Below are 11,749 nucleotides of genomic sequence, written 5' to 3'. Positions count from 1 at the left end.
ACGACCAACCTGGCGTTCGGGGAGTGGCCAAGCGTGTTTGCCGGCGACGCCAAGATGACGACGGCACTGCTCGATCGACTGACCCACCACTGCGAGATCGTCGAGACCGGCAACGAGAGCTGGCGCTTCAAGAACCGGGCGTGAGGGCGGTCTGCGCGCAGCTCATCCTGGACCCCTGCTCAGCCCGGCTGCGCCACCCCGACCCGCTTCGCCGGGCTGATCAGGGGCGTCGCGCCACGCGCAACAAAGGGTCCCGATTGGACGCCGATCAGGGGTCCCGTTCCGATGCCGTTTGACAGATCGTAGACGAGCGAGGACTTCTCCCTCACCGACCCGGTGTCGGCGAGGAGGCGGCTGAATCGGGCGATCAGGGCATCGATGTCGTCGAGCTCGGCGGAGAAGGCGTGGTCAACCTCCGGGAGATCCCCTTCCCCCTCTGCGGTGTCGATGGATGGCACGGCGGGTGCTGGGATCGCGTCCTGGCCCCCTGCCCCATCCGGATCATCGGACAGGGCAGCGAGGCCCGTAGGGCTTGTGGCCCAGCCCGGCTCGGCGACGATGCGGCGGCGGGTACGCAGGACCGCGTGTGCGCGGGTGAGCTCTTGCGAGGGGGCTTGCCGGTCGCGGTCGGCGTCGTGAAGGACGAGATCCTCGAAGTGGATGAGGTCGCCTTGCAGGGCGAGACTGGCGCAGGCGTCGGCGAAGTCGGTGCGGGCGCACCAGCCGTTGCGAATGGGGCTGGTGGCGAGGTGTTGGTCGAGGCGGGCCAGCGCGTCTTCGGCGACGGCCAGCGGCAGGGCAACGGCGGCCCAAGGGAGCGGCTCAGGCAGGGGATAACGCCTTGCGCTTGTTGTACTGGTCCGTTGTCTCGGGAGCGACAAGACCTTTCGATTCGCGCGCCTGTATCACCGCACGAACGACCTTCTGACTATTGAGAGCTTCCTCTTATCGATGGTGATAAACGCACGGACAGAAGTCGGTTCCACTGCGGCTCAGACCCTCTCAGTGCCCGCGTCGTCTGCCATGCCCGATCCCACCCCTGCCCTCCTCCCGGATCCGACCCTCGCCCGCGAGCGCGACTTGGATGTGCTGGCAGGCCTCCTGCCGTTCGACGCCCGCGAGCGGCTGGCCGTCCTCCTCACCGACGAGGACGCCGCTACCCTCAAGCACCTCGCCCGCTCCGGCATAGGCGCCAACACCCTCCGGGCACTGGCCTCCGACCTCGGCTATCTCGAGGCCTGGTGCCTCGCCGCCACAGGCCACCCTCTGCCCTCGCCCACCACCGAGGCGCTGGCGCTGAAGTTCGTTGCTCATCACCTCTGGGATCCAGCTGAGCGCGAGAGCGACCCCCGCCACGGCATACCCGGCGCTGTTGAGGATGACCTGCGAGCCCGCGGCCTGCTGCGGGTCGCCGGTCCGCACGTGGTCTCGACCGTGCGCCGGCGCCTCGCCCACTGGTCGACCCTGCATCGCTCCCGCGGTGTCGACGGACCGTTCAAAGCGCCGCGCCTGCGCACCGCCCTATCGCTCGCTGTGCGGGCGAACCGGCGGCCACGCACCCGTAAGAGTGCGCGGGCTGTCACTGCGACAGTGATCGAGAAGCTGCTCACCACCTGCCTGTACGAGCATCGCCTGGTCGACGTGCGCGATCGTGCGCTGCTCATGATCACGGTCGCGTCTGGCGGCCGACGGGCCGAGGTCGCGGGCCTGCGGGTCGAGGACCTCGTGCGCGATGCACCCGTGCCGCGCGATCCCGCCGATCCAGAGAGTGCGAAGGTGCCGAAGCTCACCATGCGGCTCGGACGCACCAAGACCACGACGGCGGAGGACGACGCCCGTGTGGCAGTGATCGGGCGTGCTGCGACAGCTCTGCTCGACTGGCTGACGCTCGCCAAAATCGAGACCGGGGCGGTGTTCCGGCGCATCGACCGCTGGGGTCGCCTCAGATCAATAGCGCTCGATCCTCACACAACACCTGACACTGCGACGCTGAACGAGCGATCCGCGTGCCGGTGGATGGTCGCCGTTACTCCATAGACATCCGCCAATATCGCGGATGTCAACACGGCATCCGGCGGTCCGTCGGCAGCGACGACACCATTGCGGATCACAATCATCCGGTCGGCCCAGGTCGCAGCAAGCCCGAGGTCGTGCAGCACCACGACGACTGCCGTCCCCTCGGTCGTCAAGCTGCGCAGAACGGTCAGAACGGCGTGCTGGTGGTGCAGGTCCAGGGCGCTGAGCGGTTCGTCGAGTAGCAGGAGACGCGGTCGGCGCACGAGGGCTTGGGCGAGGCTCGTCAGCTGCCTCTGGCCGCCGGACAGATGGTCGAGCGGAACATCGGCAAGCGTCGCCAAGCCGAGTCGATCCAGGGTCGCGGCTGCACGCGAGACCGCTTCGCCGGCTGCCGGCCGCCGTGCCGCACCCGAGCGGCAGGCGTGCACGACAGCCTCCAGCACCGTGAAGCCAAGATCTTGCGGCAGGGTCTGCGGCATGAAGGCAACCTGCGCCGCCCGTTCGGCCGGAGGGGCGCCAACAAGCTCACGCCCATCGAGTTGTAGGGAGCCTTCGACCGGCACCAGCCCCGCGAGCGCGCGCAGGAAGGTCGACTTGCCGGCGCCGTTCGGCCCCGCCACCACCGTGAGCCGGCCCGGTGCAATCGAGGGCAGTGTTAGATCCGCCAGCACGACCCGGCGTCCGTAGCGCGCGTGCAGGCCCGCAACCACGAGGCCTCTCTCCCGATCAGCCGTCACGGCGGCCACGGCGCAGGATGAGAGCGAGGAAGAACGGCACACCGATCAAGGCCGTGACAATGCCGATCGGCAGCGTGACACCGGGAACGACGAGCTTGCTGGCGGTGGAGGACAGGGACAAGAGCAGCGCCCCCGTGCAGAGGCTCATCGGCAGAAGGAGGCGGTGGTCCTCGCCCATCAGCAGACGTGCGAGATGTGGCCCGACCAGCCCGACGAAGCCGATCGTCCCGACGAAGGCGACCGCAACTCCGGTCAGGATGCTGATCCGCACCATCGCACCGAGGCGCAGTTGGTCGACATCGACCCCGAACGTTCTTGCCCGCTCGGCCCCAAATCGGAGCGCTGTCAGGCCTGGGGCGGCGCGCAGCGATAACGGGGTGATCGCCGCCAGGACAAGGGCTAGAACCCCGATCTGCGGCCAGTCGGTGCGGCTCACGTTCCCCATGGTCCAGAATACGAGCTGCTGCAGCGCCTGCTCCGTCGCAGCGAATTGCAGGAGCGCCACAAGGGCATTGAAGGAGAAGAACAGGGCGATCCCGAACAGCACGACGCCATCGCGGCCGCCGCGCATTCGTGACAGCGCCTGAAGGAGCAGGGCGGCGCCGAACGCGAACGTGAAGGCGTAAGCCGGCAGGATCCAGGCCTGCGGCAGGTGCGGGAGCGTGGTACCCAGCACGATGCAGAGGGCAGCCCCGAAGGTTGCTGCGGACGACAGGCCCAGGGTGAAGGGGCTTGCCAGCGGATTGTCGAGCACCGTCTGCATCTCCATGCCGGCCAGCGACAGCGCCGCGCCAACGAGGATCGCGGTCACCGCCGGAGGCAGCCGCAGCGAGCGAACGATCGTCGCTTCAGCGAGCGTCACGCTGGTCGGATCGAGGAGCGCGCGCAGCACCCGATGAGGCGACAGCAGGGCGGGACCTGTGGCGATGTCGAGGAGGAACGCGAGTCCGACGCAGACAACGGCGAGGACCAGCCAGAGCATCCGCCGCCGCTGCGTCCGACGGTAGCGCGCAGCCAGCCCCTCTTTGGTCATTGGGGACTGGGCGAGTGTCATAAGCCGGGTGTTCATCGTGGGCCGATCCAGTAGGTGCCGTCCATCGGAACCTCGAGGAAATGGGCATTGAGTTCGGCCAACGTCGCGTTCGGATCGAGATCACCGGTCAGGTTCGGGTGCAGCCACTTGGCCACAACCTCAACCGCCAATACATTCACTGGAGAGCTACTGAAGCCCTGCCAGAGGCCGTAGGCCCGGCCGGAGCGGATCGCGGAGAGTTGCGCGAGGCCCGGGCCCTGAAGGACCGTAGCGAGCGTGGCCCGCGCCATCTCACGCTCCACGCCGGTGCCGAGCACGACCCCGCCCCTGCCGGCCAGATGAGTCCCTCCAGTCGCGATGTAGACGGCTGGGTCGAGACCGAGAAGCGCCTCAGCACTGACTTGGCCTGCGGCCCCCGGTAGGAGCGCGGCCGCCGCGTTCGAACCCCCAGCGGCCAGGATGTCGTCGTTGAACGTCCCTTGACCAGGAGAGAAGCAGCAGGGCGTCGCCCCGGCATGAGCGTGCAGGAACACGGCGGGCGTCGCGTCCCGGCTGCGCAGGCGTGCAGCGACCGTCGCGAGGTGCGCCTCGATGAACCCGGTGAAGGCCTCCGCCTCCGGCTCCCGTCCGAGCAGGCGCATGACCGGCACGGTATCCCGCAGGGGATGACCGTGGAGGTCGATCACGGCAACCGGGAGCCCTGCCGCGGCGAGCGCGCGAAGCAGCGAGTTCGCGCCGTCGGCCCCGACTGCGCCGACCTGGGCGCGGTCGAGGATCACGAGGTCGGGCGCGAGGGCAATTGCCTGCTCCGCCGGGAAGCCGCCCGGCCCGGCCTCGATCACCGGTAGCGTACCGAGACGCGGCAAGCGCGCGGCGTAGGACTTGTAGATGTCGGGGCTCTGCCGCTGAAGGTCGCGACCGATGCCGACGAGGCGGTCGGCTACTGCGTGGTCAAGGATAGCCAGCGCCGGCAGGCCGCGGCCGGTGGCCAGGAGGATGCGCTGGGCCGGCCTCTCCAGCGTGACCGTGCGGCCGAGGCTGTCTGTCGCCGTCACGGTTGCCGCTCTTGCAGTGGTCGATGCGACCACAATGATTGCTGTGAGCAGCAGCGTTCCGGCCGCGATGGCGCGCATCATACGGTTCATCAGGCGGCTCCGGAGTTGGCGAGCAGGAAGGGCAGCGCGCGGCCAAGCGCGACGGGCACCACCGAGGCGTGGTTCTCGTCCTCGAAGACGTGGAAGCGGATCTCGGGCCCTACGCCTGCCGGATCCCGGAGGCGCTCGGCGACGGACTGCGCGTTGGTGACCATTGCGCGGTCTGGGAGGCCGCCCTCCGTGGGTAAGACCGCTCGCGCAGCGGGCTGTTCGAGGGCACCGACCGCGATCATCAGCCGGACAGCCTTCGGGAGCCGCGCCCCGCCGCAGGCCCGCAGCAGAGCCTGGTCGTCGAACCACAGCGACGGACTGGCGGCAGCGTAGGCCGCGAAGGCTGAGGGCCGGGTCATGACTGTGTGGAGGACGAACAGGCCGCCGAGCGAGTGTCCGAACAGGACGCGGCGTTGGCCCGCCAAGCCGAAGCGGGCCTCGACCATGGGGCCGAGTTCGCTAGTGAGAAAATCAAGGAAAGCGTTTGCTCCCCCGGTCTCCTGGTCATCCGCTGGGGAGCCGGGGCGCGGCGGCGTGAGATCATAGCGGCGGCGCGCCACGTCGATGACGTCGTCGGTGGGATAGCCAATGCCGACGGCGACCGTTGGGCGCACACCGGTGACCTCCGGTCGGCGCGCTCGCATGCGCAGGCTGTCGACGAGCGTGCCGAACCAGGCGTTCCCGTCGAGGAGGTAGACGGTGTCCCAACCCTCTTCCGGCATTGGCGCGTCGGGCCAGGCAAGGAAGATGCGGTAGGGCCGGCCCGACCGCGAGCGGATGTCCCACTGCTCGGTATTAGGCAGACACACAGGGGCTGGGAGCACCGGCTTGGCACGCGTCAGCATGGGATCACCAGCGGTAGGATACAGTGGCGAGGATCGTGCGGCTCGTACCGTAGAAGCACTGGTTGGCTGAGGCGCAGGCCGACACGTACTGCTTGTCGAACAGGTTGGTGGCGTTCACGGCGGCGGTGAGCCCCTTCAACGCGGGGTTCATGGCCCCGAAATCGTAGTGGACTTGCGCGTCGGCGAGCAGGACGCCCGGAACCTTGTACGCGGCCGAGTTAATCGTGTCGCCGAATGAGGAGCCGATGTAGCGAAGACCGCCGCCGAAGCCGAAGCCGCGCAACGCACCGCTCTGGATGGTGTAGTCGCCCCATCCGCTGATCGTCTGGTCCGGCACGCCGACCGGGCGCTTGCCGCGTACCGCGATCCCGTCCGTCACCACGGCGCTGCGGGTGACGGTGACGTCGGCGTAGCCATAGGCGGCGATCAGCGCGAGGCCCGGCAGCGGCGAGGCCTTGGCGCTGAACCCGACGCCGCGCGAGTTGATCGCACCGGTCTGGACCTGGCAGATCGTAGCGCTGCACCCGGTCACGGCAGTGTTGGTGCTGGTATGCGCCGTGTCGGTGGTGAGGACGTTGTACTGCGTGAGATCGAAGGCTGCGACCTGCACGAGGGCATCGACGCCCGGTGGCTGGTACTTGATGCCGGCCTCGTACTGCTCGCCAGTCGTTGGCCGGAACGCAACCCCGCCGAAGCCGGTCCCCGCCTGCGGCTCGAAGGATGTCGCGTAATCCGCGAACGGCGCGAGGCCGTTCTCGAACTGATAGAGCAGGCCGACGCGCCAGGTCGTCGCCTCGCTGTCGGTCTTGGCGACCGTCGCGCGGCCCGTGGACAGGGCGGTGGTCTGCGCCCAGTTGCGTGCCCAGTCGTGGCGCAGGCCGACCTGCAGGTTCCAGTTGCCCCACTGGATCTGATCCTCGCCGTACAGGCCGAGTTGGCTGTTGTCCTGGCGCTGCTCGGTGGTGATGGTGGGCACCGTGAAGGCGCCGTAGGCAGCAGTCAGGTAATTGACGTAGTTCGTCGTCCCGGTGCCGTAGCGAGCCGTCGGCCCGGTCCAGAGATAGCCGAGGCCGGTCAGCACCGTGTGCTTGAGCGGACCGGTCCAGAAGTGCGCCTCCGCCTCGTTGTCGAGGGCAACAGCGTCGAGACTCTCGACGTAGGCCTGCGGCGTGCGGGCGAGGCACAGGTTGGTCCGGCCGCCGCATAGGGAGGCTGCCGCGAAGGCGCTGCCGCTCGCCGGGACAGAGAACGCCTTGAAGTCGGTGTCGAGGTGGAAGTAGCGGAAGTTCTGACGCACCGCGAACGTGTCGTCGAAGATGTGCTCGAACTGGTAGCTGAAGGCCGACTGCTCGCGGCGGAAGCTGTTGTAGAGCGGGTTGCCGCTCTGGAAGGTGTAGGGGATCTGCCCGTTCGGGTTGCGCAGCAGCGTGCCGAGGGCCGGCATCCAGTTCGACTGGAAGCTGTTGGGATCGCGCTGGTAGAGGCTCTGCACCGACAGGGTCGTACCGGCATCCGGGCGCCAAGTCAGCATCGGGGCAATCATCACGCGCTGGTCGGCGCTGTCTTTGACGGCATTGTCGGTGTCGCGTCCGAGGCCGACCAGCCGGTAGAGCAGGTGCCCCTCCGGATCGACCGGTCCGCTCAGGTCGACCCCCCCCTCGATGTGCCCGAAATTGCCGATCCGGGTGATGACCTCGTTGTGGGGGACGGAGAGCGGGCGCTTACCGACGAGGTTGACCAGGCCGCCGGGATTGGATTGGCCGTAGAGCACGGAGGCTGGCCCGTGCAGCACGTCGATGCGCTCCAGGAGGTACGGCTCGATCGACGGGATCGCGTAGTTCACGCCCTTGGGCAGGCGCAGGTTGTCGAGGAATTGCACGTAGCTGGCATTGCCGCCGAAGCCGCCGAAGCCACGGATGAAGACGCTGTCGGAGCGATTGCCGCTGCGGGTCTCGGCCGTGAGCCCGGGCTCGTAGCGCAGGGCTTGGCTCACGGTGAGCGAGGCCTGCGACTCGATCTGCGCGCGGGGCACCACCGTGATCGACTGGGGCGTGCGCCCGATCGGCGTCGCGGTCTTCGTCCCGGTCGCGGTCACGGATGGAGTGTACCCGGTCGAGGGGCCCACGACGAACCTGCCCGGGCCGTCCACCGAGATCGTATCCAGTGCGATTTCACCAACCTGCGCGGCGGGTTCAGCCCGGGCGGCCGTGCCGTGGAGCGATGCCAGCGCACCGCCGAGCAGGAGCAGCGTCGGCCAGGCCTCGCGGCGCGAATGAGAGGTGTTCGGCACGTTCATCGATCCCGAAAGGGCATCCTCGGTCGTTCGAGGATCTTCGAACTCCCGCAGGGAATGCGTCCGCTCATAGGAAACGGAGATCGAGGCCGGCAATTGTTACGACTTTAGGTATCCAGACTTTCCCTTTCGGTCTGAATCAGAACAATTCTGATCTGGCCTCAGCGCAACTCGCGGGGCGAAAGCCCGAAACGACTGCGAAACAATGTTGAGAAATACGCGGGCGTGTAGCCGACGCGGTAGGCCGTCTCGGCGACACCGGCCTCACCCGCGGCTAGCAGGGTATAGGCGATCTGTAGTCGGTACTCCTGCAGGAACTCGGGAATGCTCGTTCCGAAAGCGCGCCGGAAACCGAGGCCAAGGGCCTTCGCATTTAGGCCAACCATCGAGGCGAGCTGCGCTACGACGAGGGGCTCGGCGTAGCGCTGCAGCAGGATATCTCGCGCCGCGGTCACACGCTCGATCCCGCTCGCCGACGCTCCGCTCGCGAACTCCGATAGCTCGTTGGCAGGCAGACAGCTCTCGATCGCGCAAGCCACGAGTTCTAAGCCTTTGCCGAGAAGGAACAAGTCACGGGCCATGCCCTGGATCGGACACACCATGATCTGCGAGGCGATCGCGCGAATGACTGCATCGGCGCCGGTGGTGAGGAAGGCAGGCGCGTGCCCGCCGCTCCGTCGCGTCGCCCGTGCGAGCAGATCGTCGAACGAGATGCCAGTGTAGGCCTGGGTGATCGGAATTGAGAGATGGACAAGAGCGTAACGGAAGGTCTGTCCGGGCGTGAAGACCTGCTCGCGCCGGTGCGCGGACGTACTGACGATGAAACTGACGGAGGGCGCCTCGACCTCGATCGGAGAGCGGTCGTCGATCCGGCACGACATGCGTCCTTCGAGGGTCACGGCAACGGTCAGACCCCTCTTAAATGGCTCGATGACGCGCCGCTCTTCAAGGAACTTGTTCTCGCCAGTCGACAAAACCAGCTCGCCATCTAAAAGCGGCAAGAATGTTTTTGGCAATAAGACGCGATTGATCGGATTATTCATTGCTATTTTTCTTCAATTGTATCCTATCTGCATGGTCGTCGAGGCATCTATTTGAATTATTACAATTTGCATCATAGCTCAGCACGTGAGATGATCTGATTGGAGCTTCGCATGGGGCCGGTTACGAAGCTACTGCAATGCGGTGCCAGACGACAGACAGCACATCCGGCTCGTGCCGCCAGATCTATCCGTTCAATCCCGGCCGTCGCTCCGCCAGTCGCGTAATGCAGCCGGATCAGCGATGCGCTTGCTCGAAGTGGTCCACAGCCGCCACGATATGGCCACGGGCAGGAATCTCGCCTCATTGCGAATAATGAGCCATCGTCTGGTGCAATCAGCCACTGAATGGAATGTCTTCCTTGTGAACGGTCCAATCGGTACGACGGAGAGAGTGTTCAAGATTGATATCGCGTAATACATCGCCCGATAATCAAAAATTTCTAAAAATTATCTAAGTATTTATCGCTAGCTGAGTGACCACAAAAATGTTAAGGCTGACGACAGCACGGCATTCTACCCCTGACATCCTCAGGCGCTGCCGCTCCCCGGCTTGGATGTGCATGAGCGGTCTCGTTCTGCAGCCGAGGCTGACTGCTTCCTGAGGTTCTTACAACTAAAACGAGAGTAGAACGGCAACGATTTATTAACTATGTTACCGTCACGCTTGCTGCGACCGGCAGCCTCCGCCCTTCGTTGGGAGCCTCGTCGTACCGGCACGGTGCGATGGGGTTTCTTGCGTCTGCTCGCGATGGGGTAATCAAATCGACTTTGCCAGCGCACAGAGAACGGGCCGCCTTTCGACGGCCCGCTGAGTGTGGAAAACCCTACTTCTTTTCCTTGTCACCGCGATGGATACCCTTGTCGCGGTTCTCTTTCAGTCGACCATCATCCGAGCGCTCGACCGTGCCCTGGTTCCGATTGTCGGGGTTCTTGTGGTTGGTCCGATTATCCTTGGCAGTGTTGCTGGCCTGCGAATGCTGCTTTCCCTCTGTCATGTCGGCTCCGCCGTCTGAGCACATTCAGGTGCTGCTTGCATGGTTGACCAGCCTTGACCGGGAAAGCGGGTTCCAGCTCGGTTGAACGCTGCTGATGAGCCCAAAGGTCTACTGCGACACGGGGCCGACCCGCGGAACCGTCAGCGAAGAGAGGAGTTGTTAGACAGATTGGACTCGCTCTAATTCGTACGATGCGTGACGGGGCGTGTGCCCTTTCCAAGGAGAGTCACCATGGCGACCACTACCAGCGCCCAGTGCCAGAGCTGTCGCTACTACGACTATCACAAGCTCAACGGCGGCGCCGCGCAGGGTGACGAAGGCCTATGCCGCTTCAACCCGCCGGTGAGCCAGCCTGAGCCGCAAGGCCACGGCCTGTGGCCGGTTGTCTCGGCCCAGGACTGGTACGGGCACTTCTCGCCGGAGGCCATGGCAGCGGAGTGAGGCATCACGCCATCTGACGATGCGGGGCCAGCCGTAAGGCTGGCCTTTTTTATTGCCGTGGGAGCTCTCGGACGGCACTCACATTGTCGGTGATGCCGCCATCCTGATTGGGCTGCGCTGCTACACGATTGCGACTTCGTAGAGTGTCGCATCTGCTGCTGCAAAACAGGCCGTTCGCGTCGTGCTCGACTTCTTCGGCGTGAGGCAGGCCACCCCGATCCTCACGGTCACGAACGCGCCCTCCTGGTCACTGTACGAGATGTTTGTTCGTGCGACTACCTGGCGAACGTGCCCAGTCCGGAACGCAAGTTCGCGACCCGCTGGCCTACAACAGCAGAACGCCGAACTTCTTACCGCCAATCCGGCTGGAGATGGCGAGCTGTGCGATCCTCACGACGCTGCATCCGGTCGTGACTCCTATCCACGCCCGCACGCCGCCGATGCCAGGGCCGGACATGCTCGCCCGGTGGTTGGACCTGGTGCCGCTCACGGCGGCCGATCTGAGCTAGGGTCTAAACCCGTTCAAGGTGTTGTGATGATGAGGGAAATGTGATTCGAATGCGTCTCCCCGATGGAGGAGGCCATGGCAGAGCTGTTCTGGCTGTCTGACGAGCAATGGCAGGCGATCGCGCCGTTCATGCCCAAAAACCAGCCCGGCGCTCATCGCAAGGACGACCGCATCGTCATCTCGGGCATCCTGCACGTCATCAAGTCCGGCTGCCGCTGGAAGGACTGCCCGAGCGAGTATGGTCCGCCCACGACCATCTACAACCGCTTCAACAGGTGGTCGCGCCGCCGCTTCTGGACCGGCATGCTGGAAGCCCTCGCCAAGGCCGGATGGTCCAGCGACGCCGCTGCTCTCGACGCCACCTACGTCAAAGCCCAGCGCGCCGCCCACGGCGAAACGTATGGCCCGCCCCGTCCGCAAGTGGCTCTGGATCCGCTGGTCTGAGCAGTCTGCATAAACGTATCCGGCCTTCCGGCTTTGCCGTTGGCCAAGATGGAGATCCGCGCGTCCTGGGCCTCATAAAGGGGTCGGCGTCGAACGCCATTTTTGCCGGGAGGCTTCCAGAACACCGGTCGACTGTCAGGCCATCTTCCTCTCACCGCTCGCAGACATCGGAAGGCCGGCGCGTGCCGCGCGGCCCGAACTCGGATCAGGCAGCCACCGCCGCCGGCTCGTAGACGCGCCCGTGGCGCA

The 11,749-nt window shown here is 65.8% G+C and carries 12 protein-coding genes; 4 read left to right on the top strand and 8 right to left on the bottom strand.

Annotated features, from left to right (window positions below; all coding sequences use genetic code 11):
• Nucleotides 1-144 (top strand): ATP-binding protein (locus G4G93_RS34790; RefSeq protein ID WP_165088713.1); only part of this gene is annotated, 144 nt, incomplete at its 5' end.
• A 35-nt stretch (nt 145-179) separates the two neighbouring features.
• On the opposite strand, the gene G4G93_RS34785 is transcribed toward G4G93_RS34790, so the two are convergent.
• A complete protein-coding gene (locus G4G93_RS34785; RefSeq protein ID WP_165091843.1) occupies nt 180-881 on the bottom strand; it encodes a hypothetical protein in 702 nt (233 codons plus the stop codon).
• A gap of 142 nt (nt 882-1,023) precedes the next feature.
• Between G4G93_RS34785 and G4G93_RS34780 the strand changes: the two genes are divergently transcribed.
• On the top strand, nt 1,024-2,037 hold the full coding sequence (locus tag G4G93_RS34780) for an integrase (protein WP_197682206.1): 1,014 nt from the start codon (nt 1,024-1,026) through the stop codon (nt 2,035-2,037).
• Here G4G93_RS34780 and G4G93_RS34775 read toward each other — a convergent pair.
• The 7 genes from G4G93_RS34775 to G4G93_RS34745 all read right to left on the bottom strand — a co-directional run bounded on the left by G4G93_RS34775 (nt 1,965) and on the right by G4G93_RS34745 (nt 10,107).
• On the bottom strand, nt 1,965-2,726 hold the full coding sequence (locus tag G4G93_RS34775) for an ABC transporter ATP-binding protein (protein WP_244533637.1): 762 nt from the start codon (nt 2,724-2,726) through the stop codon (nt 1,965-1,967). The two genes, G4G93_RS34780 and G4G93_RS34775, sit on opposite strands and share 73 nt — an antisense overlap.
• A 16-nt stretch (nt 2,727-2,742) precedes the next feature.
• Complete coding sequence (locus G4G93_RS34770) at nt 2,743-3,822, bottom strand: FecCD family ABC transporter permease (protein WP_099053493.1); 1,080 nt, start codon at nt 3,820-3,822, stop codon at nt 2,743-2,745.
• Complete coding sequence (locus G4G93_RS34765) at nt 3,819-4,931, bottom strand: ABC transporter substrate-binding protein (protein WP_060850329.1); 1,113 nt, start codon at nt 4,929-4,931, stop codon at nt 3,819-3,821. Before G4G93_RS34765 ends, G4G93_RS34770 begins: the two co-directional genes overlap by 4 nt.
• Entirely contained in the window at nt 4,931-5,776 is an 846-nt protein-coding gene (locus tag G4G93_RS34760) for an alpha/beta hydrolase (RefSeq protein WP_060850330.1), read from the bottom strand. The genes G4G93_RS34765 and G4G93_RS34760 overlap by 1 nt, the downstream gene beginning before the upstream one ends.
• Before the next feature lie 4 nt (nt 5,777-5,780).
• The gene (locus tag G4G93_RS34755) at nt 5,781-8,066 is read right to left on the bottom strand and encodes a TonB-dependent siderophore receptor (protein ID WP_165091841.1); all 2,286 of its coding nucleotides are present in this window, start codon (nt 8,064-8,066) and stop codon (nt 5,781-5,783) included.
• Between the two features lie 164 nt (nt 8,067-8,230).
• Complete coding sequence (locus tag G4G93_RS34750; protein ID WP_082742904.1) at nt 8,231-9,112, bottom strand: helix-turn-helix transcriptional regulator; 882 nt, start codon at nt 9,110-9,112, stop codon at nt 8,231-8,233.
• Between the two features lie 824 nt (nt 9,113-9,936).
• On the bottom strand, nt 9,937-10,107 hold the full coding sequence (locus tag G4G93_RS34745) for a hypothetical protein (protein ID WP_165091840.1): 171 nt from the start codon (nt 10,105-10,107) through the stop codon (nt 9,937-9,939).
• 231 nt (nt 10,108-10,338) lie between these two features.
• Between G4G93_RS34745 and G4G93_RS34740 the strand changes: the two genes are divergently transcribed.
• Together G4G93_RS34740 and G4G93_RS34735 are read left to right on the top strand one after the other, a co-directional pair.
• Entirely contained in the window at nt 10,339-10,548 is a 210-nt protein-coding gene (locus G4G93_RS34740; RefSeq protein ID WP_060850333.1) for a hypothetical protein, read from the top strand.
• Nucleotides 10,549-11,131: 583 nt separating this feature from the next.
• On the top strand, nt 11,132-11,500 hold the full coding sequence (locus G4G93_RS34735) for an IS5 family transposase (protein WP_060850898.1): 369 nt from the start codon (nt 11,132-11,134) through the stop codon (nt 11,498-11,500).
• Nucleotides 11,501-11,749: the final 249 nt, after the last annotated feature.

It is taken from the genome of Methylobacterium sp. DB0501 (assembly GCF_011043735.1).
GTDB lineage: Bacteria > Pseudomonadota > Alphaproteobacteria > Rhizobiales > Beijerinckiaceae > Methylobacterium > Methylobacterium alsaeris.
Note: the sequence above shows the minus strand (reverse complement) of the source record. Positions and strands in the feature narration are given on the sequence as shown.